Raw genomic sequence first — 21,652 nt, 5'->3', positions numbered from 1 at the left:
TTAAGGTTCTGACCCTGTTGGGGCGTCTACAGCCTAGTTCGTTTACGCAACATTGACGTTGAGTCCCGAGGACAAAAATGAAGATATCTGAGCAAAGGGAACAGGTCGGCAATACAGATAACCTTGCATGATCTGACAGCCTTGCTCCAGAAGCGCATCGGCCTGTTCCTGGATTTCTACGCCTTCGGCCACCAATTCAAGACTTAGCGCCTGACCCAACTTGATGATCGCTTCAATGATGGCCGAATCGCTTTTGTCGGTGAGCATATCTCGCACAAAACTCTGATCTATTTTCAGAACATCAATGGGAAACCGCTTGAGATAAGCCAGGCTCGAATAACCGGTGCCGAAATCGTCAATAGAAATGCGAACCCCGAGGGTCTTGAGCAGGAAAAGGGTTTCTCGCGCGTTATCAATGTCTCTTGCCAGCACCCCTTCGGTGATCTCCAGTTCGAGAAATTGTCCTTCTAAACCAGACTCGGCGAGGATGCTTTTCACCATGTCGAGAAAGGCCGCCTCGCGAAACTGCACGACGGAGATGTTTACGCTAATCGAAATGTCATGGCCCAGTTCACGTAGCACCCTCGTGTCCTTGCAGGCCTGCAGCAGAACGAATTTGCCAATCGGAATAATCAGGCCTGTTTCTTCTGCCAGTGGTATGAAATCGGCAGGCGAGACCAGAACGCCGTCATGGTTGCGCCATCGGATCAACGCCTCCATCCCAATGATTCGTTTGTGCCGTGCATCAATCTTCGCCTGGTAAAACACTTCGAAAACACCTTCTTCCAAAGCGTTGCGCATATGGCGCTCAAGCAGGTGCCTGGCACGCATGCTGCTCTCGATATGCGAAGAGAAAAAACAATAACGATTACGACCTGCAAGCTTCGCCTGGTACATGGCTGCGTCGGCATGCCGGTACAGGGACTCCATATCGTCGCTATCTTCAGGAAATACACCGATGCCGATGCTCGCGCTGAGGTCGTAGCGGTTTCCCTGGATTGAAAAGGGACTGGCGATAGTGGCGAGCACCCTTTCGGCGAAGTCGCCGACGGCATCGAAACCGACCACCTCGGGCAGGAGGAGGATGAATTCGTCGCCTCCTTGCCGGCTGACGGTGTCCTCGACTAGCAAGGACCGCGATAATCGCGATGCCACTTCTTTCAACACCAGGTCGCCAACCGAGTGCCCCATCGAATCGTTGATCGCTTTGAAGTTATCCAGATCAAGCAATAACATCGCCACACGGCCATTGTTGCGACGAGCCTTTTGTAACGCCTGTTCAGTACGATCCTGCAGCAGGATTCTGTTGGGTAGCCCAGTCAGCGCATCGTGATTGGCGAGCCTCTTGGCCTCATTGCGCAAGGCGATATGAGCCTTGATGTGGGCTCTGGCAACCGGGATATTCAGCGGCTTTTGAATGAAGTCCACTGCACCGCACTCCAGAGCGAAAAGCTCCTCGTTGGTCTGCGTGTGAGCGCTTACGAAAATGACTGCGGCGTCCAGCAGTTCCGGATCGGACTTCAACGCCCGGCACACCTCAAAACCGTTCATGCCCGGCATTTCGATGTCGAGCAACACCACATCGGGCCGGCATTGACGAGCAATCTCAAGCGCCTGCTGACCACTTTGGGCGATATGAACTTCAGCTAAATCCTGCACTGCAGTGCTGAGAATTCTCAGGTCGATGACTTGGTCATCGACGATCAGGAGGACTGGTTTGAGGCTAAACGTCTTGTCGCGCATTCCGTTGCTCCTGGCAAATCCCTTGCAATTAATAACCAGCGAACCTGGACAGCTTTTATCCGCGCCGAAACGGCCAGCCTGCCAGTCCCTGTCGGGATCAGGCCAGGCCGGCTAATCGTTGAAGTCTTTCGACGTCTGCCTCGGGTTCACCGTTGTTCATGGCGGCGGCAAGGCGCATCACCACTTGTTCACGGCGAACTTGCATGGGAGGCAACGCATAAATAGCGCCTATCAACTCACGTAGAACCATAGGCAGTCCCCAGCGTGCTTTCAAGCGAACGGCAAAAGGCGCTGCAAAATCGCGAATAGCGTGCGTGAGCGTTTCTTCTTCCACGCTATTGCCCTGGTTCTCCCATTTCTGAGTTTGGTAAAGCACACAGAGTTCGCCCATGCGGTGCAAAAGGGCTGCACTTTGCAGGGGCGCGGGGTCCAGACCGCATTGTTGAGCCAACAGAACAACCCTTTCGGCCAAACGCTCAGCACCATCCAAATGCACCTGGATGAGGGTCATCAGCATGCCGTCAGGATGAGTATTGGTCTGGCGCAGGGCTTGGCTGATTGCCAGATTCACGCTGGTCAGCCCTCCCAGCCGTGTCAGCGCACTGCTCAGATTCGTGCAGGGCTGCCCGAGCCCGTGATACGCGGCACCGTTTGCTGCGGCGATCAAATGGGCGCATAGCGCCGGGTCAAACTGCCAATCATTGGCGAGCTCTCGCAAATCCATTGGCGCCCCGCCATAGCCGAGCTGAAGCTTGTCTTTGACCGAGGCCAGTAAAGGCAAGTCCAACTCACCCGCTGACAAACCATTGAGATAGCTCATCAGGTCTTCAGTGCTGACAGTGGTCGATCGAGGGGGTGCATCTAGGGGAAGGAGCTCTTCCAGGCATTGAACAACGCGCGAAACCTGGAATGGCTTGGTGAAAAAGGCGCTGATTCTCAGCGACTTTACCGCGAGCACACTGTCTCGATCAGCGCGTCCGGTGATCATGATCAGCGGCGTGTCCTGATCTTTTTCGCGAATTTTCTGCAACAGGTTGACGCCGGGGGCATCCGGTAGATTCCAGTCGGCCATCACCAATTGATACGTGCTTGGCTGCCAAGCGTCCAAGGCACTGGCGACATCGATAAAGCAATCGACTTGGGCAACCGGGCGAATGCTCAACACAAGCTGTTTTAAAAGGTCGGAAATCCAGGGGTCATCATCCAGAATCATCACTCTCATTCTGTATCCTCACTGGATTGATACGCAACTTCACACCGTCACAGGGACAAGGATTATCGGTCACCTGCAAAAAATCGACGTTGTTGAGATCAAAGAATGAGGTTGTAACCAAGCGAATTTGAGCAAGTCACGGCAATTTCCCTTTGGTTGATGGCCAGATGGCATCCTTGTGGATCGAATCTATTCCTCGCCAGCAAACTATACAAGCTATCAACACGGCACCGGCTCGCTGGTCATTTCACGAAAGGTGAACTATGACAGCAACCCTTGAGGGCACTTCGAGAAGCCGCGAATGGTCTAGTGTTGCTCAAGCCCGGCGATCACCCCACTTTCTGAAAAGGCCCCGACCATGATCATCGTCCATCACCTGAACAACTCCCGCTCCCAGCGCATTCTCTGGCTGCTGGAAGAACTGGCCATCCCCTACGAACTGAAGCTCTATCAGCGCGACCCGAAAACCAATCTCGCGCCACCGGAATTGAAAGCCATCAATGCCCTGGGCAAGTCGCCAGTGATCGAGGATGGTGCGCAGAAGCTGATCGAGTCCGCCGCGATCATCGACTACCTGATTCGACGTCACGGCCAGGGTCGCCTGCAACCTGATCCATCCACCGCCGCCTACGATCAATACGTGCAGTGGCTGCACTTCGCCGAAGGCTCGGCGATGTTGCCGCTGATGTTGAATCTGTATGTGGGCAAGCTCGGTGAAGCCGGTGCGCCGCTGCATCCGCGAATCAATTCGGAAGTGGCCAACTACCTGAGCTACCTCGACACCGCACTGAGCCAGTCCGATTACCTGCTGGGCGATGAATTCAGCGCCGCCGATATCCAGATGAGCTTTATCGGCGAGATCGCCAGGGCCCAGGGCAAGTTGCGTGACTATCCTCATGTCGCCGCCTGGGTTGAACGCTTCCAGGCACGTCCGGCCTACGCCGCCGCTTTGAAAACGGGCGGCAAGTACGACTTCGCGCCCCACTGAGAATCTGTAGCAGCCCGCGCCCGGCTCTGTAGCAGCTGCCGAGGCACGAGGCTGCGTTCGGTTCTGTAGCAGCTGCCGAGGCACGAGGCTGCGTTCGGCTGCGAAGCAGTCGTAAAACCTGAGCTCGTGGTCTTCCTCAAGCACCGCGTCGGCTGATTACACGACTGCTTCGCAGCCGAACGCAGCCTCGTGCCTCGGCAGCTGCTACAACTATCAGGCCTTACCAGAGCGCTCCCGCCATGTCTCGAATCGAATTGCATGCCGCCCATCGCGATGAGCTGGAAACCATTGAAAACCTGATGCAGTTCTACGTGTACGACTTCAGCGAATGGTTGCCGTTGAAACTGGGCGAGCAGGGATTATTCAACATCCAGCCTAAACCGGGCTACTGGCAGCAACCGGCCACGCGACCGTTCTTGATCAAGGTCGATGGCGAACTGGCCGGATTTGTGACCGTCGACGGTGACATCCACGTTGCCGGCGCCGAGTACAACATCGGCTACTTTTTTGTCAGCCGACGCTTTCGTGGCCAAGGTGTCGCGAAGTTTGTCGTCTCTGCCCTCTTGAGCCGATTGCCCGGTCAGTGGCAAATTTTCCACATCGATGCGAACCAGCCTGCACAGCGGTTCTGGGCGCGTGTGATCCCGGTTCTTACCCTGAGAGAATTCACAACGCATCAACTCGAGGTGGACGGCTATCCGTGCACGTCCTATTGCTTCACAAGCCCCCGCCACAGCCCTCCGGGCGACCCTTCCTAATTCCAAAAGCACTTTGTCCGACAATATGTAGTGACTAAAAATAATCACTACATAACCGTTGACGCCGTCGATTTGCCCTTGCATGATGCAGACGTCTCCCCGATCGGGAGTACAGGCAACATGTTTGAGCAAGCTCGTCTGACCGCCGAGCTGTTTTTCCCGGATACACGCTGCCCACAAGGCAGATTGAAGAAGCTGACCTGGCCCGAACGTCCAGTACAAAGACGAGAAGCGCTGGCGAAATGTTCTCATGAAGCTTGTGGCCGACCCTGAAAACGTCGGCAGTGGCCTCCAGGTTTTCGCCGCTTCTCTTCGTTGTGACGCTATTGCGTAGCAGTTATTCAACACGACTACATGCAGCAGACGCGAGACCCCGTCAATTTGGCGGCTGACCGCTGACGTCCTGGTTTCGGTGCCAGGGATCAACTAACCGATGGGCTACCTGTATTAGCGAATCAACTTTGAAAGATCACCAAATGGTCAAGGGGCTTACTATGAATCTGAACAATCAAACCACTATCGATGAACTGGCTCGTATGTTCGCTGCGCAAAAAGACAGCCACGACAGCCATATCCTCTGGATCAGCAAGTCGGGCCAGGTGCACATGGACTGCCTGTCGCCGCATGCTCACGAAGAAGAGTTCGACAAGAACAACCAGAACCTGCTGGCCCGCCTGAAGATGTACCGTCGCGGCCAGGGTTACGTCGGCAAGAAAGCCGCCGCTGACAAGGACTTCATCGGTAATGTTCTGCAAACTCTGAAACAGGCGTGGGCATCGATGCAGAACCAGAACGAAGTTCGGGTGATTGATCGGTTCTACTAAGCACCATTGAAAAAAGGGCCTGCTCCCATGAGGAGCAGGCCCTTTTTTTATGCCCGGGTTTTCACATAAGACAAATAGACACCCCAGATCCCTGTGGGAGCGGGCTTGCTCGCGAAGGCGTCGTGCCAGTCAGCATTTATGTCGACTGACACACCGCCTTCGCGAGCAAGCCCGCTCCCACATGGGACTTGTGGTGACTAAGACAAATCGCTGCCCAACACCAACTCCACAAACGCCAACGCCGCCGCGCTGTGGTAGTTATTCTTGCGTCGCAACAACGCCGCACCGCGCTGCGGCGCCTCCCCCGTCACCGCAATCTTGCGCAACGCGCGATCCTGCGTCGCAATCGCCTCCGGCAAAATCGTCGCGACCGCCGTATGCCGAATTACCTCCAGCAGCGTGCTCACCGAGTTCACCTCGATCACCACTTTGGGCGTGATGCCTTGCTGGCGGAAATATTCGTCAATGGACGACCGGGTAATGAACTCCGGCGCCAGCAATGCGAACTCCAATTGCGCCACTTCGCTCGGCGCCAGCGTGGCCTGGCTTTCGTACAGCGGATGATCACGCCCGACCATCACCCCGAGCGTCTCGACGAACGCCGGGATGCACTCGATCTCAGGGTTTCTCACCGGCGTGAAAGCGATAGCGATGTCCAGTGAGTCGTCCGCCAGCCCGGCCTCGATGTCGTCCATGGACAACTCGAAAATCTCCAGGTGGATGTTCGGGAAGCGCGCCACGTAATCACGCACCAGCGGCCCCACCAGATACGCCATGAACGTCGGTGTCATGGCCAGGCGCAAGGTGCCGCGAGACAAGTCCTTCACGTCGTGCAACGCACGCTTGCCCGCCTCCAGTTCCACCAATACCCGACGGGCGCACTCGATGTAGGCCTCGCCGGCATCGGTGGGCTTGACCGTGCGCGAGGTGCGGTCGAACAGGCTCACGCCGAGTGTTTCCTCCAGTTGCCGGATCTGCTGGGACAGGGTCGGTTGGGAGACGTGCAGCGCTTCGGCGGCGCGGGTGAAGCCGCCGTGGTCGGCGACCGCGATCAGGTAACGCAGATGTCGGAGCAGCATCGGAACACCATCTATAGGCTGTGCTTATGCTCGGCATTGTATATCGGTCTTGGACGCTATGGATCAATCGGCAGAAGATTGCTCCACACACAGCAACAACCCAACCCGATAAAGGAGTCACACCATGCAACAGTCCCACGCTTACAACGATCAGAGTCTGGCCCTGACCACTTCGATTCTCGATGCCAAGGCGCGCAAAAACCTGTCCTGGCAGGACCTGAGCGACGGCACCGGCCTGAGCCTGGCCTACGTCACCGCCGCCCTGCTCGGCCAGCATCCGCTGCCGGAAGCCGCCGCCAAAGTGGTTGGCGACAAGCTGGAACTGGACGCCGACAGCATCGCCCGTCTGCAAATCATCCCGCTGCGCGGCAGCCTGGCCGGTGTGCCGACCGACCCGACCATCTACCGCTTCCACGAAATGATCCAGATCTACGGCACCACGCTCAAAGCCCTGGTTCATGAGCAATTTGGCGACGGCATCATCAGCGCGATCAACTTCAAGCTGGACATAAAGAAAGTCGAAGACCCGGAAGGCGGCTCCCGCGCCGTGATCACCCTGGACGGCAAGTTCCTGCCACTGCGTCCTTTCTAAACCAGGACAGGCCCGCTTAACCGGTGGGCCTCCCCCCAAATTCCACAGGTCACCACTTTCGACTGGAGGACGCCCCATGCAAAAAATTCTGCTCGCACTGTCGCTGATCGCCGGTTTGGCAACCCAGGCTCAAGCCCAGGACCGCGCCGTTGCCTACCACTACGGCATGGATCTGGACATTGCTCAGGTCGTGAATATCACCCCGGTCGCCGATGTCTGCGGTCCGGCGCCGGTGGAGATGACCTACCTCGACTCCAAAGGCGTAACGCACATTTTGCAGTACAGCGAATTCGGTACCGGTTGCTCGAACTGAGCCGCCACCGTTCATCACTTATGAGGAAGCAACCATGAAAGCGCTCATCGACGGTTTTTTGAAGTTCCAGAAAGAAGCCTTCCCGCAACGTACCGACCTGTTCAAACACCTGGCCACCACCCAGCACCCCGGCACGTTGTTCATCACCTGTTCCGACAGCCGCGTCGTGCCGGAATTGCTGACCCAGCAAGAGCCCGGTGAACTGTTTGTGATCCGTAACGCCGGCAATATCGTGCCATCCTACAGCCCGCATCCGGGTGGTGTTTCGGCCACGGTCGAATATGCGGTCGCCGTGTTGGGCGTCACCGACATCGTGATCTGCGGCCATTCCGACTGCGGCGCGATGACCGCCGTGGCCAAGTGCAAATGCATGGATCACCTGCCCGCCGTCAGCGGCTGGTTGCAACACGCCGAGTCGGCCAAGGTGATCAACGAATCCCGGCCTCACGCCAGTGAAGCGGCCAAGGTCAGTTCGATGGTGCGCGAGAACGTGATCGCACAATTGGCGAATATCCAGACTCACCCAAGCGTGCGTCTGGCCCAGGAAAAAGGTCAGTTGAACCTGCACGGCTGGGTGTACGACATCGAGACCGGTTCGATCGATGCGCTGGATGCGGACAGCCGCAGCTTCGTGTCACTGGTCGAGCACCCGACTACCTGCGCGGTATATGCCAAGGCTGCGCAAGTCGCCTGACAGCTAAAAGTAAGCCCCGACCACCTGCTTCACTGTCCTCAACGCCTGGCGCAGCGCGTCCATGTCCACCGAGCCCAGCGCCAACCGGATCGCATGGGGGACATGGACCGAGGTGGCAAACGGCTCGGCGGTCGACACCGACACCTGCTCATGTAGCAACGCCACGGCAATCTGATCCGCCCGGGCCTCTTCCGACAAGGGCAGCCAGACAAAGTAGGACGAGGGATGACGCACGTAGTGCAAGCCCGCCAACACCTCGTCGACCACTGCCTGCCGGGCCTGGGCATCCGCGCGTTTTTGCGCTTCCAGCAGCGTAACGGTGCCATCGTCGAGCCAGGCGGTGGCGATGGCTGTCATCACGCCGGGGGTGTTCCAGGTGGTGGCCCTGATCGTGCGCTCCAGCGCCGGCACCATCGACAAGGGCGCGGCAACAAAACCAACGCGTAATCCAGTGGCGATGCTCTTGGATAATCCGGAAACGTACACCGTCCTTTCCGGCGCCCATTCAGCCAGCGGTGGCGGCGGCGCTTCTGCCAGGAAGGCGTAGGCCGCGTCCTCGATGATCAACAAATCATGTTTTCGCGCAATCGATACCAGTTGCTCGCGCTGATCGGCGGCCATTACCCAGCCCAACGGGTTATGCAGGGTCGGCATGCTGTAGACGGCGCGCACCGAACGACTTCGGCAGAGTTTTTCCAGCGCCTGAAGATCAGGCCCGGTCTCCGTCACGGGAATCGGCACCACTTCAAGGTGTAGCGTCTCGGCCAACACCTTGAACCCCGGATAGGTCAACGCATCGGCAGCGATCACATCGCCCGGTTGCAGCAGCGCCATCATTGTCACCGCCAAACCGTGCTGGGCGCCGCTGACAATCACCACTTGTTCCGCCGCGACGGTCAGCCCGCGTGTCAGCAAATGCCGCGCCACCGAAGCCCGCTCGTGCAGGCGTCCGGCGTGGGGCTGATAGCGCAAATGGGATTCCAGATCCCCGGACAACGCCAACTGACGCAAGGCCATGCGCAACAGATCGGCCTGCCCCGGCAACGCCGGATAGTTGAAATTCAGATCGCGCATCCCCGCGACCACACTGGGTTGGTGCACGCCCAGGCTGGGCGGCAGCGAAGTCTCGCGGACAAAAGTGCCGCGCCCGGTTTCGCCACTGACCAGGCCCATGGCTTCCAGCTCGGCATACACCCGACTGGCCGTGACCAGCGCCAGACCTTCCGTGGTCGCCAACTGCCGATGCGTCGGCAAACGCGTACCGGGCGGCAATCGGCCTGAACGGATATCGGCGGCAAAGCTATCGACCAACGACTTGTACCGGGAGCGCGGCATCGGCAAATGTATCCATGACAATTTTTTGATTGTCTTGATCTTCGGTCATAGCATGCGATTAAAGCAACCCGACCCGACGAGACCCGCCATGGAACGTACCTCGAAGCTGAATAACCCGTCGCTGGAAAACAGCACCCGTGGCTGGATCAATGGACTGATCGGCGTGGTGATTTTCAGTGGCTCGTTGCCCGCCACACGGGTGGCGGTGCTCGAATTCGACCCGGTGTTCCTGACCGTGGCCCGCGCGACCATCGCCGGGATTCTCGCGCTGTGCCTGCTATGGCTGTTCAAGGAAAAACGCCCTGCCCGGCATCAGCTTGTACCGCTGATCGTTGTCGCGCTGGGCGTGGTTGTCGGGTTCCCGTTGTTGACCGCATTGGCCTTGCAATACGTGACGTCCGCGCACTCGATTGTCTTCATCGGTCTACTGCCGCTGGCGACCGCCGTGTTCGGCGTATTGCGCGGTGGCGAGCGGCCGAAACCGGCGTTCTGGCTGTTCTCGATTCTCGGCAGTTTGCTGGTGATTGGATTTGCCGTTTCACAGGGACTTACCGCCTCGCCCACCGGTGATCTGCTGATGCTGCTGGCGGTGGTGGTGTGCGGGCTGGGTTATGCCGAAGGCGCGAAACTGTCCCGGACGCTGGGGGGCTGGCAGGTGATTTGCTGGGCGCTGCTGGTGTCGCTGCCGGTAATGGCGGGGCTGACCTGGTATCGGTTGCCCGCTTCATTTTCGACCGTCAGCACGCCAGCCTGGCTGAGCCTGGCGTATGTGTCGCTGTTCAGCATGCTGATCGGTTTTGTGTTCTGGTATCGCGGACTGGCCCAGGGCGGGATTGCCGCCGTGGGCCAGCTTCAGTTGCTGCAACCGTTCTTTGGCCTGGCGCTGGCGGCCACCCTGCTGCATGAGCAGGTCAGCTTGGGGATGCTGGGGGTCACCGTTGCGGTGATCCTGTGTGTGGCCGGGGCGCGAAAGTTTTCTCGCTGATCGCCAGATCATTGGTCGTCAAAGTGACCGGGCTTGAACACATGGGTGCGCAAGGCACTGGCCTCGACATCGACGACACCCTGGACCGACCGGGTCACTTCAATCGCCTGGTCACATTGGCGATGGGTATCGACCATACCGCTCAGCGCCACCGCGCCGCCATGGGTTTTGACATGGATGTGCAGGCCAAAGTTGGGGTCGGCCCGGGTCAAGGCCGACTTCACCCTCGCGGTGGTCCACGAGTCGCGAGCGGCCATGGCCAGGCCATGGGAGTAATGCTCAAAGGAATGAAGTTTCATGGTGAAAACCTCCATTACACAAACACAGACACCCGATAAGTATAGTGCGGTCCCAAGGGCTCAGCGTTTGACCGACAAATCGACCTGGGTCATGCGACTGCGAACGGTAAACACGCCGTCGCCCGACAGAATCGCGCTGCGGGCGAACAGACGACCGCTTTCCCAGTTCGAAAGGCCCAGTTCCGGCTTGTTCAGCGCGTACTGGCCGTCGACCCAACGGGTGATGCCGTTGCCGACAAAAGGCGCATTCACCGCGTTGTAGAAACGTTCATGCGCTGGCGCTTCTTCGCTGATCAGCGACACGGTGAACTGCGGGCTGTAGCGATTGAACAGCGCGATCGCCTGATCCAGGTCGTCGACAATTTTCAGGCTGACTTCCGGGGTTTCTTCCCATTCCCACTCGCGGCCCAATTGAGCTTGCGCCAGCGGTTCGGCCAAGGCTTCGGTGACGTAGCCTTCGGCGCGATAGACCTCGACCGTGGCGCCCTGCCACTCGCTCGGCAAGTACGATTCGCTGCCTTCGACAATGTGCAATTTGCAGCCCTGGCCCCGTGCGGTACCGGCCTGTTGCAAGGCCTCGAGAAACAGTGGCACCAGTTCAGCGGCTCGGTCGCGCTGGATCAGGCAGACGTTCAAGGTGTTGCAGACTTTGCGGTCCAGGGAATTGCGCACCACGGCGGCAAATCGCGTGGCGTCGGCGTCTTTATCAGCGATCAACCAGGCACCGCCGGTGCCGTGCAGGCTGACGGCGGTGCCGGCCTGTTGCGCGATGCTGCCCAATTGACTGACTGCACGACCCGAACCCCGGGCCACGGCCAGCGACAGACGCCGATCAGCGAACATCGCCCAACCAGCGGCGTGATTGACGCTCTCTACCAGCGACACCGCGCCGTTCGGCAACCCGGCATCGGCCAGCGCCGGATTCAAGGCGTGCTCGACAATGGCTTGCGCGGTGCCCAACGCATCGCTACCAATCCGCAACACGGCGGTGTTGCCAGTGCGCAGAACGCCAGCGGCGTCGGCAAACACATTCGGCCGGCCCTCGAAGACAAAAGCGACGATGCCCAGCGGCGACACCACTTGCTCGACTTTCCAGCCGTCATGCTCGACGCAACTGATCACTTTGCCGCGAGTGGCTGGCGCATCACGCCAGGCTCGCAGGCCGGCGATCATGTCGCGGCGCATGCGTTCATCGGCCAGCAACCGCGTGGTGGAACGCCCACGGGCCTTGGCGCGCTCGATGTCGGCAAGGTTCGCGGCCTCGATCAAGGCCCAGGTTTCGGCGGTTTCCAGACGCTGGGCGAATACGTCGAAGAACTCGCTGATCGCCTCATCCGACACCGCCGACATCGCAGTGAACGCCGCTTGCGCGCGCTCGATCGCCACGGCTGCCGCTTGCTGATCCACCACCGGAATCAACAACAACTCGCCGCTGACCTGCTCCACCAATAAATGGTCCCCGGGCTGAAAACGCGCCGCCAGTTCGGGGCTGACCACAGTGACGCGGTTACCAGCGAAAGGGATCGGAGTGCCAGCGACGAGACGTTCGAGCATCAGGGACATGAAGCGGTTTCACCATGCAGAGGGGCGGGCGGAAAAATGTATAGCAATTCTCCCGAACCGTCATTACCAACGCCTCGCCTGCACGCCTTTAGAACACCGACCAGCCAATCCGCTGACTCAACAACTCCAGCGCCGCCATCCCCGCCAGCGAGTTGCCGGCCGCATTCAATTCCGGCGACCAGACGCACACCGTGAATTGCCCCGGCACCACCGCGACAATCCCGCCGCCGACGCCGCTCTTGCCCGGCAGGCCGACGCGGTAGGCGAAGTTGCCGGCCTCGTCGTAGAGGCCGCTGGTGGCCATAATCGAGTTGACTTGCTGGGTCTGGCGGGCGGTGAGGATTTGTTCGCCGCTGTGTTTGCAGAAGCCGTCGTTGGCCAGAAAGCAGAATGCCCGGGCCAGATCGATGCAACTCATGCGCAGGGCGCAGTGGCTGAAATAGCTGCGCAACACGGCTTCGACGTCGTTGTGGAAATTGCCGAAGGATTGCATCAGGTACGCCATGGCGGCGTTGCGTGCGCGGTGCTGGTATTCGGACTCGGCGACTTTACCGTCCACCATCACTTGCGGGTTGCCGGACAGGCGCCGGACAAAATCGCGCATCGACAGCGCCGGCGCGGCAAAGCGTGACTGGTTGATGTCGCAGATCACCAGCGCCCCGGCGTTGATGAACGGATTGCGCGGGCGGCCGCGTTCAAATTCCAGTTGCACCAACGAGTTGAACGGCTGGCCGGACGGCTCGTGGCCCAAGCGTTCCCAGATTGCTTCGCCAGAGTGGTCGATGGCCTGCACCAGGCTGAACACCTTGGAAATACTTTGTACCGAGAACAGCGTTTCGGCGTCGCCAGCACAATACAACTCGCCGTCATTGCCATACACGGCGATGCCCAACTGGTTGGCCGGCACGGTGCCGAGGGCGGGAATGTAGTCAGCCACCTTACCCTGGCCGATCAGGGGACGAACTGCGTCAAGGATCTCGTTCAACAGCGCTTGCATGCCGGGTTCCGAAGTCTCGCCCCATGGGTTTGCGGGGACACAGTCGCTAGACGCCGCTGGTCCGGGACGGATCACAGTTTTGTAGAGGAATGTATCTGGCGCCCGCCCTGATACATGAAGAGGCTTTCAGGACATATCGCCAACACACCGCGCTGAAACACTTGGGTTGTCTGCTGACCCTGGTCGGCCCTTGTTCCGGAGCGTTGTCATGAATACTTCAATTCCTCGTTATCACGGCTGGTCGCTGTTCGGCCTGTTGTCCTTGCTGGTGCTGTTGATGACCGGCCTGATCCTGGTGCTCAATCCCGATCTGGTGGAAGCCACGCGCAGCGCCATCCGCGCCACGGCCCGGACTTCGTTTGCACTGTTTCTCGCGGCGTTCCTGGCGTCGGCCTTCGCCGTCCTGGTGCCCTCGCCGTTCACTAAATCCCTGGTGCGCGAGCGCCGGTTTATCGGTTTGGCGTTTGCCTTTTCGCATCTGGTGCATGCGGTGCTGATCTATAGCTACGGGCAGTTGAATCCCGAGTTCTGGCCGGGGCGAACCACGGTGGGCAATATTCCGGGGTCGGTGGGTTATCTGTTCATTTTGCTGATGGCTCTGACGTCGTTCAAAACCACCACGCGGCTGATCGGCGCCAAAGCCTGGAAGGCCCTGCACGTGACCGGCATGTGGGTGATTGCGGCGGTGTTTACCTATTCCAACTTCAAGCGGATCCCGATGAGTGCTTGGTATGTACTGCCGTTCGGGATGATGTGCGCGGCGATTGCGGTGCGGTTGGTGGGTAAGTGGGCGGTGAAGAACAAGCGTAGTCAGCGGGTTGCGTATTCCTGAGTGAGATTTGCCCCCTGTAGGAGCTGCCGAAGGCTGCGATCTTTTGATCTTGTTTTTAAAAGCAAAGTCAAAAGATCGCAGCCTTCGGCAGCTCCTACAGGGAGGTTCACTGCTTGGAAGGTTGTGTATCGGAGTGTGTACAGCCCCGCCCCAGACACACCAGCGCTTCAAAACCCCACCCCCGCGACACACCGCAGATACACCCGCTTGATCAAATGACCCGGTCGATTGGCCCAGCCGATCAAAGCCCTCAACGGAGATCAAGCCCATGAACACTTCACTTTCTTCGGCCGTCAAAGGCCTGCACCTGAACCTCGACCGCGCCGGCAACTGGATCGCGCCGCTGACCCTGCGCATTTTCCTCGCTTGGGAGTTTTTCGAGTCGGGCCTGGAGAAATGGAACGGCGAGAACTGGTTCGCCGATATCCAGGATGCCTTTCCGTTTCCGTTCAACCACGTACCCGCCACGCTGAACTGGGAATTGTCGATGTGGGCCGAGCTGATCTGCGCCCTCGCCTTGCTGGTCGGCCTCGGCACGCGGATCTCGACAGTCATTCTGATCGTGGTCACCGTGGTCGCGACCGCCGCTGTTCACTGGCCGGCCGATTGGTCTACATTGAGTGAACTCGCGCAAGGCTACGCCATCAGTAACAAAGGACACGGCAACTTCAAACTGCCGCTGATCTACCTCGCCGCCCTTATGCCGCTGTTGCTCTCGGGCGCAGGCAAGCTCAGTCTGGATGCCTTGCTGGCTCGATTCTTCTGGCGTCGTCACAACCACTGAAACGTCAGTGTCTCGAAAACGTCCCACACTCTCTAAAACGGAGCGATCGTCATGAGCCTCACACTCTATGGTTTTGACGGCAGCAGTTATGTACGCACGGTGAAGATGCTACTGGAGGAAAAAGGCGCGGATTTCGATCAGGTGCAGGTCAACGTCATCAAGGGCGAGCCGCACCTGCCGGAACACCTGGCACGCCACCCATTCGGCAAGGTGCCGGTGATCGATCACGACGGTTTCCGGATCATTGAAACCGCGGCGATCATGGCCTATCTGGATGAAGTCCTGCCCGGCCCGTCGCTGACCCCGGACAACGCCCACGACCGTGCTCGCACGCACATGGCCATGGGGATTTATGATTCCTATGGCTATGGTTCGCTGGTCTCGGTGTTCGGCTATCACCTGTTTCCAGACTTTATTGGCGGCAAGAATGAAGACTCACGACGCAAAGGCATTGAAAACTCCAAGCGCGTTTTGCGTGAACTGATGAAAATAAAAGGCGATGATCCGTATATCGCCGGCCTCGCCCCCAGCTTTGGTGACTTCTACCTGGCTCCGGGCTGCGCCTACATCGCCATGACGCCGGATGCAGGGCAAGTATTTGCCGTTGACGGTTTCGCCGAGTGGTGGAAACGTCTGCAGGCCTTGCCCAGTTTCCAGGCCACCGCACCGTAATAAACTCAACCCTCACTGAAGACAGGAGCCACCATGAGCGTGACCACCCAATGGATCGAGATCGACAGCCCCGAAGGTAAATTCGGCGCTTACCTGGCGATTCCCCATACCCAGAAGGGTCCGGGGATTGTGTTGATCCAGGAGATCTTCGGCGTCAACGAACACATCCGCTCGGTCGTCGAGCAGTACGCTGCCGACGGCTACCTGGTTATCGCACCGGACCTGTTCTGGCGCAGCGGCCCGCGCATCGAACTGGGCTACGACGAGGCCGGCTGGAAAAAAGCCGTCGAGTTGATGAACGCCACCGACGTGACGAAGGCCCAGGCCGACATCAAACTGGCCATCGATGCGCTGAAAGCCCACCCGGGCCTGGATGGCGGGATTGCGTCCATCGGCTACTGCTTCGGCGGCATGCTCTCGTACAACACCGCCGCCAACGGCTTCGTGGACGTGGCCATCGCCTATTACGGCGGCGGCATCCAGAACCAACTCGACCGCGCCGATGAAATCGAAGTGCCGTTGCTGATGCACTTCGGTGAAGCGGACAGCCACATTCCCCTGGAAGCCGTGGAGAAAATCGCCGAGCGTTTCGACAACAACGACAACGTGGAAATCGTGGTGTACCCGGAAGCCGAGCATGGTTTCAACTGCTCCCACCGCGACAGCTACAACCAGCGCGCCTCGGTTGAAGCCCATGGCAATACCCTGATCTTCCTGGGCATGGAACTCTAAAGCCCAACGCAAAACCCCTTGTGGGAGCGGGCTTGCTCGCGAAAGCGCAGTGTCAGACAACATTTATGTCGACTGACCTGACGCCTTCGCGAGCAAGCCCGCTCCCACATTTAAAGCATCAGCAGAATCACACTTCTTCCACTTGTTGAGGTTGCACACCACGCTCATGCACATGCGCGGTCGGCGTGCGGTCGATCAACAGGCTCAGCAATTCCGGACGGCTGTAGTGACCGCGTGAATCCATCATGCGTTTGCGCTTGTCGATCAGGAACATATCCAGATCGACGATTACTTCCCCCTCGCCTTCCTGCAACGAACCCAGCACCACGCCATCCGGGCTGATGATCGCGGTGAAGCAACCACCCGAGATAGGGCCGATCGGGCAACCGGTGTCGGCCATGATTTGTGCCTGCTGTTCCGGGCTGAGCCACGCCGTGGAGTTGACCACGAAGCAGGCCGATTCGAGGGCGTGCTGGCGAATGTTGACTTCCATTTGCGAGGTGAACAACGGGCCGGCAAACGAGCCGGGGTACATCGAGGCGTGGATCTGTTCGCCGTCGGCCATCAACGCATAGCGGGCCAGCGGGTTGTAATGTTCCCAGCACGCCAGTTGGCCGATGCGCCCCACGGCACTGTCGGTGGCGCGCAGGCCCGAGCCGTCGCCCATGCCCCAGACCATGCGTTCGTGATAAGTCGGGGAAATCTTGCGACGGTGCTGGATCAGCGTGCCGTCAGCGTCAAACAGCAACTGCGCGTTGTACAGCGTACCGCCGTCACGTTCGTTGACGCCGATGGACACGACCATGTTGGCCTGCTTCGCTGCGGCACCGATGGCCTCGGTTGCAGCGGAAGGCACCGTTACGGCCTGATCCAGTAACTTGTAGTGCTCGGCGCCCATTTCAAACGGTGACTGCACGAAAGAAAAGTACGGGTAGTACGGCACGATGGTTTCCGGGAACACGGCGAACTGCACGCCTTGTTCACCGAGTTCGAGAATCTTCTGCACGACTTTATTGACGGTGCCTTCACGGCTGTAAAGGACCGGGCTGATCTGTACGGCGGCGGCTTTGACGATGGACATGGCGGCGATCTCATTGAGGGAATGGGCTTCAACGAGATCAAGATTACGGCAATCATATTTTGTCTCAAATGCCGAATACACCACCTTTTAGGACATCAGCCGCGATTGGCTCGCTGGATCACTTGGGGTGGTTGCCCAAACGCGCGAATAAACGCCCGGCGCATGCGTTCGCGATCACCAAAACCGGTGTCGGTGGCCACCACGTCGATGGAATGCCGCCCGGTTTCCATCATCAGCCGCGCCGCTTCCACCCGCAGGTTTTCCACGGCTTTGGCCGGTGATTGACCGGTTTCTGCATGGAACACCCGACTGAACTGGCGCGGGCTGAGATTGGCCGCGCTGGCCAGTTCTTCCACCGACAGCGCGGACTTGAGGTTGTGCTTGGCGTAGGTCAGTGCGGCCTGGATGCGGTCGGTGCGGGGCTCAAGTTCGAGCATCACGGAAAACTGCGATTGGCCACCCGCACGCCGGTGATAGACCACCAGTTGCCGGGCGACCCGACGGGCGATTTCGGCGCCGAGATCCTTTTCCACCAGGGCCAGCGCCAGATCGACACACGCGCTCATGCCCGCAGCGGTCCAGACATTGCCGTCGTTGATGAAGATGCGGTCCTCTTCGACGATCACCTTGGGATAAGCCTGCTGCAAGGCGCGAGCGTGGCACCAGTGCGTGGTCGCGCGCCGACCATCGAGCAAACCGGCTTCGGCCAAGGCGGTGGCGCCGGTGCAGATCGACCCCAGGCGCCGGGTGGTCTGGCTGGCATGGCGCAAGAACGCGACCATCCCTGGTGATACCGGGCGGATCAGGTTGTCGCCCATCACCAGCAAAGTGTCGAAGGTGCGCTGGTCGAACGCCGTGGTTTCCACGCCAAACCCGGCCGACGTCTGCACCGTACCGCCTTGCTCCGAGAGCAAGGCGATGCTGTAGACCGGCTCGTCCGCGACGCTGTTGGCCATCTCGAAGGTGGCACACATGGCCAAGCCCAACACCTGGAAACCGGGGTAAACGATGAGTCCGAGAGTGTGCATCTGTCATGACCTTAAAAGTGGCCTGATGGATTTTCAGGCCAGCCTGTTCGCACTGTACGCCTTTCAATGCCCTGAATCACATCAGGCTCTTGTGGCGAGGGAGCTTGCTCCCGTTAGAGTGCGCAGCGCTCTCAGAGGGGCCGCTTCGCAGCCCAGCGCGAGCTGGGCTCGCTCGCCACAGGCCACCCGCCAACCTGAAGAAAATTTCATTTTCTCCGGGACCAATCTTTTCCCGATACGACGTCCAATTCATCAGCAGCATCCACTTTCAGGATGCCAGCCTCGAGGAGTTGTCATGAACGTTGTGCGCCCCCTGATCAAGTTGCGGCATGTCTTGCTCGTCCCTCTGGCGCTGGCAGCGCTGGCGAGCACGCCGGTGTTTGCTCAGCCCGAGATCATCATCCGCCAGGCGCCGCCGCCCGTGCGCATGGAACAAGTGCCGATGGCGCGTCCCGGTTATGCCTGGGACAACGGCCACTGGCGCTGGGACGGTCGCGGTTATGTATGGGCGCCCGGTCACTGGCAGCGGATGCACCACGGCGGGCGCTGGATGCCAGGGCACTGGGAGGCACGCGGGCCGAACTGGTACTGGATCGAAGGGCGCTGGGTGCGTTGAGTTCTGAACGCTGGATCTACCGGCTGGCCATCCGGGCGCCGGTTTGTATGAATCGAGGAATCAACTAATGTCCCGACTATTCAAGACCACAATGATCGCCGGCCTTATGGCGATCACCCTGTCCGGCTGCGTCATCGAGCCTGCACGTCCGCACCGACCGCCACCGAGGGTTGAAATGGTTCCGGTGATGCCGGCGCCGGGTTATCACTGGGTGGCCGGGCAGTATCGTTGGTCTCACAACGAGTGGGTGTGGGTGCCGGGGCATTGGAAAGGATATTGAGTTTGAGTAGAGGCTGATGGCCCCTTCGCGAGCAAGCCCGCTCCCACAGGGAATCTGTGTCGATCACAAATCCCCTTGTGGGAGCGGGCTTGCTCGCGAAGGCGGCCTGACAGACAACATCAATGCTGAATAACAAAATAAATCTGTCACCTTTTCTGTGTCGATCGCAAATCCCCTGTGGGAGCGAGCCTGCTCGCGAAGGCGGCCTGACAGTCAGCGCAACCCCTCAAACTGCCGACCCATCATTTCTCTCGATCATACAAATCACAAAAGCGAATTTTTCATTTCCCTCCGACCTGTTCACCATGGCACCACCTAAAACAGATCGGACGAACTCCTCATGAATTTCAATCTGGCGATTGCCTGCGTCATCGTAGTGTCCTTTGCCATCGCACTGGGTCACGCCTGACCGCGCTATTTCGCGTCGCCGTCATGGGGTTTGTAGAACGTGAACAGACCGATCTGGGCGGTCTTGATGTATTCATGCGCCCAGTCCGGTTTTACCGTCCGGTCATGAAAATACATCGCGCCGTGGGTGCGATCCGGTAGTTGTTTGTTCAACGCCTTGCGTGCGATTTCCTTGGCGATCGCGTAAGGCGCTTCCTCCTGAGCCGTGTCCGGCTTGCCGTCACACCACCACGAAAACTGGCAGGCATGCCTTTCCGAGCCCTGCTTGACGATCCCGCACACCGTGTCCGGAAAGCCCTCGTGGCCGAGGCGATTCATCACCACGTTGGCGACGGCTTCCATGTCGGCAGAGTCCTTCCCTTTGGCTTCCCAATAAATGCTGCGGGCCATGCAGGTGATGGCTTCGTCCAGCGGCGCGGTGCCGGCCGGGTCAACCGCCTGGACTTCGGATTGGGTGATGGTCTCGGCCTTTTTCGGCGCAGGAGCCGTGCTGCCTTTATCGGCGGCTTTCTCTTCCAGGACTTGAGCCTTGTCCACTGCCACTTCCTTTTTTTGTTCTTGGTCGTCTGCCATGACCTGGCCGGCGAACAGGGTTAATACGAGGCAGGTTGCAATCCACGGGAAGCGCATGATGAGCAGGCTCTCTAGGGCGTCGACAGGCGACTTCGCTTCATTGTAGTCCGCAAATCACTGGATAAAACCGCGAACAAACAGCAAAAAGCCATTGCCCCGAACGGGACGAAATCGCGCATCATGGGCGCAGTCCGTTCAAGGGGGATTTTCATGCGCGTCCTATCATCCGTTTTGCGTGTTGCGGCGTTGTCGTCGGGCCTGGTGTTCGCCACCACGGCGCTGGCCACCGACGAGACGCAACTGGTTCAGTCGATCAACACCTACCGCAGTCAGGTGCAACGTTGCGGCGGCCAGGCGTCGCCGGAGTTGCCGCCGCTGGCGACCGATCCACGCCTGGTGCTTTCCGCCACCCAGAACGTCGACCTGCAACAGGCGATGGCGCGGGCGGGCTATCCGATGGTCAATGTGCAGGCGATCACCCTGTCCGGCCCGCGTGATGCGCAGTCGGCGATGCAGGCCGTGCAGGAAAGCTTTTGTCAGGTGGTGCTGAACCCGCAATTCATTGATGTCGGGGTCAGCCGTGAGGGCCGCGAGTGGCGCATCGTGCTCGCGCGTCCGCTGTTGAGCGGGCGTCTGGGCGATGCGCAGGCCGAAGGGCAAAAACTTCTGGAACTGCTCAACGCCGCCCGCACCCAACCGCGTCAGTGCGGCGGCCAACCGTTTGCCGCCACCACGCCGCTGGCCTGGAATGCCACATTGGGCGCCGCTGCCGAAGCCCACAGTCGGGACATGGCCAACAACAATTACTTCGACCACAAGGACCGCTCGGGCGGTACGCCGGGTGACCGCGCGGAACTGGGCGGCTACATCGCCCAGCAGATCGGTGAAAACATCGCCGCCGGGCAAGACACCACCCGCAAAGTCGTCGACGGCTGGCTCAACAGCCCGGGGCACTGCGCCAACCTGATGAACCCACAGTTCCGCGAACTCGGCGCGGCATATGCGGTGGACCCGAAGAGTGACGCAGGGATTTACTGGACCGCGATGTTCGGCACCCAGTAAACCTTCATTGTGGGAGCGGGCTTGCTCGCGAAGGCGGTGTGTCAGTAACAAATCTGCTGAATGTACAACCGTCATCGCGAGCAAGCTCGCTCCCACAGTTTGACCCCGTCGAGCACAAGACTTGTGCCCGACACATTTCCCCTGTGGGAGCGGGCTTGCTCGCGAAGGCGGTGTGTCAGACAAGTTGATGTCGACTGACAC

24 protein-coding genes are annotated in these 21,652 nt (G+C 59.3%); 14 read left to right on the top strand and 10 right to left on the bottom strand.

From position 1 onward, the window contains the following. Positions 1-42: 42 nt before the first annotated feature. Together NK667_RS08535 and NK667_RS08530 are read right to left on the bottom strand one after the other, a co-directional pair. A complete protein-coding gene (locus NK667_RS08535; RefSeq protein ID WP_054614371.1) occupies positions 43-1,743 on the bottom strand; it encodes a two-component system response regulator in 1,701 nt (566 codons plus the stop codon). A gap of 97 nt (positions 1,744-1,840) precedes the next feature. Continuing rightward, the gene (locus NK667_RS08530; RefSeq protein WP_054052903.1) at positions 1,841-2,965 is read right to left on the bottom strand and encodes a response regulator; all 1,125 of its coding nucleotides are present in this window, start codon (positions 2,963-2,965) and stop codon (positions 1,841-1,843) included. Between the two features lie 349 nt (positions 2,966-3,314). Here NK667_RS08530 and NK667_RS08525 point away from each other — a divergent pair, with 349 nt between their 5' ends. The 3 genes from NK667_RS08525 to NK667_RS08515 all read left to right on the top strand — a co-directional run bounded on the left by NK667_RS08525 (position 3,315) and on the right by NK667_RS08515 (position 5,526). Beyond that, on the top strand, positions 3,315-3,944 hold the full coding sequence (locus tag NK667_RS08525) for a glutathione S-transferase family protein (protein WP_054614370.1): 630 nt from the start codon (positions 3,315-3,317) through the stop codon (positions 3,942-3,944). A gap of 239 nt (positions 3,945-4,183) precedes the next feature. Continuing rightward, the gene (locus tag NK667_RS08520; protein ID WP_054614369.1) at positions 4,184-4,702 is read left to right on the top strand and encodes a GNAT family N-acetyltransferase; all 519 of its coding nucleotides are present in this window, start codon (positions 4,184-4,186) and stop codon (positions 4,700-4,702) included. Positions 4,703-5,196: 494 nt separating this feature from the next. Beyond that, the gene (locus NK667_RS08515; protein WP_054050362.1) at positions 5,197-5,526 is read left to right on the top strand and encodes a hypothetical protein; all 330 of its coding nucleotides are present in this window, start codon (positions 5,197-5,199) and stop codon (positions 5,524-5,526) included. Between the two features lie 197 nt (positions 5,527-5,723). On the opposite strand, the gene cynR is transcribed toward NK667_RS08515, so the two are convergent. Then, positions 5,724-6,605 carry a transcriptional regulator CynR gene (cynR, locus tag NK667_RS08510; protein ID WP_054614368.1) on the bottom strand — a complete coding sequence of 294 codons (882 nt, stop codon included), beginning with the start codon at positions 6,603-6,605 and terminating at the stop codon, positions 5,724-5,726. A gap of 124 nt (positions 6,606-6,729) precedes the next feature. On the opposite strand from cynR, the gene cynS reads away from it, so the two are divergent. The 3 genes from cynS to NK667_RS08495 all read left to right on the top strand — a co-directional run bounded on the left by cynS (position 6,730) and on the right by NK667_RS08495 (position 8,204). Further along, entirely contained in the window at positions 6,730-7,197 is a 468-nt protein-coding gene (cynS, locus tag NK667_RS08505; protein ID WP_054614367.1) for a cyanase, read from the top strand. A 76-nt stretch (positions 7,198-7,273) separates the two neighbouring features. Beyond that, on the top strand, positions 7,274-7,510 hold the full coding sequence (locus NK667_RS08500) for a DUF2790 domain-containing protein (protein ID WP_054614366.1): 237 nt from the start codon (positions 7,274-7,276) through the stop codon (positions 7,508-7,510). Between the two features lie 34 nt (positions 7,511-7,544). Further along, positions 7,545-8,204, top strand: coding sequence for a carbonic anhydrase (locus NK667_RS08495; protein WP_054614365.1), 660 nt, complete (start codon positions 7,545-7,547; stop codon positions 8,202-8,204). A gap of 3 nt (positions 8,205-8,207) precedes the next feature. Here the strand turns inward: NK667_RS08495 and NK667_RS08490 are convergent, their stop codons facing one another. Next, the gene (locus NK667_RS08490; protein WP_054614364.1) at positions 8,208-9,539 is read right to left on the bottom strand and encodes an aminotransferase-like domain-containing protein; all 1,332 of its coding nucleotides are present in this window, start codon (positions 9,537-9,539) and stop codon (positions 8,208-8,210) included. Between the two features lie 88 nt (positions 9,540-9,627). On the opposite strand from NK667_RS08490, the gene NK667_RS08485 reads away from it, so the two are divergent. Further along, a complete protein-coding gene (locus NK667_RS08485; protein WP_054614363.1) occupies positions 9,628-10,524 on the top strand; it encodes a DMT family transporter in 897 nt (298 codons plus the stop codon). 8 nt (positions 10,525-10,532) lie between these two features. Here NK667_RS08485 and NK667_RS08480 read toward each other — a convergent pair whose 3' ends face one another. From NK667_RS08480 to glsB, 3 genes are all read right to left on the bottom strand, one after another. Beyond that, positions 10,533-10,823, bottom strand: a complete 291-nt coding sequence (locus NK667_RS08480) for a BON domain-containing protein (RefSeq protein WP_054614362.1) — start codon at positions 10,821-10,823, stop codon at positions 10,533-10,535. 60 nt (positions 10,824-10,883) lie between these two features. Beyond that, positions 10,884-12,386, bottom strand: coding sequence for an aldehyde dehydrogenase family protein (locus NK667_RS08475; protein WP_054614361.1), 1,503 nt, complete (start codon positions 12,384-12,386; stop codon positions 10,884-10,886). A gap of 88 nt (positions 12,387-12,474) precedes the next feature. Further along, the gene (gene glsB, locus NK667_RS08470) at positions 12,475-13,383 is read right to left on the bottom strand and encodes a glutaminase B (RefSeq protein ID WP_054050381.1); all 909 of its coding nucleotides are present in this window, start codon (positions 13,381-13,383) and stop codon (positions 12,475-12,477) included. A gap of 208 nt (positions 13,384-13,591) precedes the next feature. Between glsB and NK667_RS08465 the strand changes: the two genes are divergently transcribed. The 4 genes from NK667_RS08465 to NK667_RS08450 all read left to right on the top strand — a co-directional run bounded on the left by NK667_RS08465 (position 13,592) and on the right by NK667_RS08450 (position 16,403). Further along, complete coding sequence (locus tag NK667_RS08465; RefSeq protein WP_054614360.1) at positions 13,592-14,215, top strand: ferric reductase-like transmembrane domain-containing protein; 624 nt, start codon at positions 13,592-13,594, stop codon at positions 14,213-14,215. Between the two features lie 268 nt (positions 14,216-14,483). Next, on the top strand, positions 14,484-14,999 hold the full coding sequence (locus NK667_RS08460) for an HvfX family Cu-binding RiPP maturation protein (RefSeq protein WP_054614359.1): 516 nt from the start codon (positions 14,484-14,486) through the stop codon (positions 14,997-14,999). Positions 15,000-15,050: 51 nt separating this feature from the next. Next, the gene (locus tag NK667_RS08455) at positions 15,051-15,671 is read left to right on the top strand and encodes a glutathione S-transferase family protein (RefSeq protein WP_054050387.1); all 621 of its coding nucleotides are present in this window, start codon (positions 15,051-15,053) and stop codon (positions 15,669-15,671) included. Between the two features lie 33 nt (positions 15,672-15,704). Next, on the top strand, positions 15,705-16,403 hold the full coding sequence (locus NK667_RS08450) for a dienelactone hydrolase family protein (protein ID WP_054050389.1): 699 nt from the start codon (positions 15,705-15,707) through the stop codon (positions 16,401-16,403). 127 nt (positions 16,404-16,530) lie between these two features. On the opposite strand, the gene NK667_RS08445 is transcribed toward NK667_RS08450, so the two are convergent. Further along, positions 16,531-17,484: a nitrilase-related carbon-nitrogen hydrolase gene (locus NK667_RS08445; RefSeq protein ID WP_054050391.1), complete on the bottom strand. Its 954-nt coding sequence runs from the start codon at positions 17,482-17,484 to the stop codon at positions 16,531-16,533. Positions 17,485-17,579: 95 nt separating this feature from the next. Beyond that, positions 17,580-18,512: a GlxA family transcriptional regulator gene (locus tag NK667_RS08440; protein WP_054614358.1), complete on the bottom strand. Its 933-nt coding sequence runs from the start codon at positions 18,510-18,512 to the stop codon at positions 17,580-17,582. 295 nt (positions 18,513-18,807) lie between these two features. Here NK667_RS08440 and NK667_RS08435 point away from each other — a divergent pair, with 295 nt between their 5' ends. Both NK667_RS08435 and NK667_RS08430 read left to right on the top strand, forming a co-directional pair. After that, entirely contained in the window at positions 18,808-19,128 is a 321-nt protein-coding gene (locus tag NK667_RS08435) for a YXWGXW repeat-containing protein (protein ID WP_054050395.1), read from the top strand. Positions 19,129-19,195: 67 nt separating this feature from the next. Then, positions 19,196-19,408: a YXWGXW repeat-containing protein gene (locus tag NK667_RS08430; protein WP_083471296.1), complete on the top strand. Its 213-nt coding sequence runs from the start codon at positions 19,196-19,198 to the stop codon at positions 19,406-19,408. Between the two features lie 414 nt (positions 19,409-19,822). Here NK667_RS08430 and NK667_RS08425 read toward each other — a convergent pair whose 3' ends face one another. Next, positions 19,823-20,446 (bottom strand): cell wall hydrolase, encoded by a 624-nt coding sequence (locus tag NK667_RS08425; RefSeq protein ID WP_054614357.1) that lies wholly within the window; start codon positions 20,444-20,446, stop codon positions 19,823-19,825. Between the two features lie 153 nt (positions 20,447-20,599). Here NK667_RS08425 and NK667_RS08420 point away from each other — a divergent pair, with 153 nt between their 5' ends. Next, positions 20,600-21,451, top strand: coding sequence for a CAP domain-containing protein (locus NK667_RS08420; protein ID WP_054050399.1), 852 nt, complete (start codon positions 20,600-20,602; stop codon positions 21,449-21,451). Positions 21,452-21,652 lie beyond the last annotated feature (201 nt).

The organism is Pseudomonas nunensis (assembly GCF_024296925.1).
Lineage (GTDB): Bacteria > Pseudomonadota > Gammaproteobacteria > Pseudomonadales > Pseudomonadaceae > Aquipseudomonas > Aquipseudomonas nunensis.
The sequence above is the reverse complement of the archived record's forward strand: the minus strand, read 5'-3'. Positions and strand labels throughout refer to the sequence as shown.

Bases quoted from the DNA above. Each gene is read 5' to 3' on its own strand.
- NK667_RS08500 (WP_054614366.1), top strand. From the start codon at position 7,274: ATGCAAAAAATTCTGCTCGCACTGTCGCTGATCGCCGGTTTGGCAACC.
- NK667_RS08440 (WP_054614358.1), bottom strand. From the start codon at position 18,512: ATGCACACTCTCGGACTCATCGTTTACCCCGGTTTCCAGGTGTTGGGC.
- NK667_RS08495 (WP_054614365.1), top strand. From the start codon at position 7,545: ATGAAAGCGCTCATCGACGGTTTTTTGAAGTTCCAGAAAGAAGCCTTC.
- cynR (WP_054614368.1), bottom strand. From the start codon at position 6,605: ATGCTGCTCCGACATCTGCGTTACCTGATCGCGGTCGCCGACCACGGC.
- NK667_RS08525 (WP_054614370.1), top strand. From the start codon at position 3,315: ATGATCATCGTCCATCACCTGAACAACTCCCGCTCCCAGCGCATTCTC.
- NK667_RS08515 (WP_054050362.1), top strand. From the start codon at position 5,197: ATGAATCTGAACAATCAAACCACTATCGATGAACTGGCTCGTATGTTC.
- NK667_RS08425 (WP_054614357.1), bottom strand. From the start codon at position 20,446: ATGCGCTTCCCGTGGATTGCAACCTGCCTCGTATTAACCCTGTTCGCC.
- NK667_RS08490 (WP_054614364.1), bottom strand. From the start codon at position 9,539: ATGCCGCGCTCCCGGTACAAGTCGTTGGTCGATAGCTTTGCCGCCGAT.
- NK667_RS08485 (WP_054614363.1), top strand. From the start codon at position 9,628: ATGGAACGTACCTCGAAGCTGAATAACCCGTCGCTGGAAAACAGCACC.
- NK667_RS08465 (WP_054614360.1), top strand. From the start codon at position 13,592: ATGAATACTTCAATTCCTCGTTATCACGGCTGGTCGCTGTTCGGCCTG.
- glsB (WP_054050381.1), bottom strand. From the start codon at position 13,383: ATGCAAGCGCTGTTGAACGAGATCCTTGACGCAGTTCGTCCCCTGATC.
- NK667_RS08480 (WP_054614362.1), bottom strand. From the start codon at position 10,823: ATGAAACTTCATTCCTTTGAGCATTACTCCCATGGCCTGGCCATGGCC.
- NK667_RS08455 (WP_054050387.1), top strand. From the start codon at position 15,051: ATGAGCCTCACACTCTATGGTTTTGACGGCAGCAGTTATGTACGCACG.
- cynS (WP_054614367.1), top strand. From the start codon at position 6,730: ATGCAACAGTCCCACGCTTACAACGATCAGAGTCTGGCCCTGACCACT.
- NK667_RS08445 (WP_054050391.1), bottom strand. From the start codon at position 17,484: ATGTCCATCGTCAAAGCCGCCGCCGTACAGATCAGCCCGGTCCTTTAC.
- NK667_RS08520 (WP_054614369.1), top strand. From the start codon at position 4,184: ATGTCTCGAATCGAATTGCATGCCGCCCATCGCGATGAGCTGGAAACC.
- NK667_RS08460 (WP_054614359.1), top strand. From the start codon at position 14,484: ATGAACACTTCACTTTCTTCGGCCGTCAAAGGCCTGCACCTGAACCTC.
- NK667_RS08430 (WP_083471296.1), top strand. From the start codon at position 19,196: ATGTCCCGACTATTCAAGACCACAATGATCGCCGGCCTTATGGCGATC.
- NK667_RS08530 (WP_054052903.1), bottom strand. From the start codon at position 2,965: ATGAGAGTGATGATTCTGGATGATGACCCCTGGATTTCCGACCTTTTA.
- NK667_RS08535 (WP_054614371.1), bottom strand. From the start codon at position 1,743: ATGCGCGACAAGACGTTTAGCCTCAAACCAGTCCTCCTGATCGTCGAT.
- NK667_RS08475 (WP_054614361.1), bottom strand. From the start codon at position 12,386: ATGTCCCTGATGCTCGAACGTCTCGTCGCTGGCACTCCGATCCCTTTC.
- NK667_RS08435 (WP_054050395.1), top strand. From the start codon at position 18,808: ATGAACGTTGTGCGCCCCCTGATCAAGTTGCGGCATGTCTTGCTCGTC.
- NK667_RS08450 (WP_054050389.1), top strand. From the start codon at position 15,705: ATGAGCGTGACCACCCAATGGATCGAGATCGACAGCCCCGAAGGTAAA.
- NK667_RS08420 (WP_054050399.1), top strand. From the start codon at position 20,600: ATGCGCGTCCTATCATCCGTTTTGCGTGTTGCGGCGTTGTCGTCGGGC.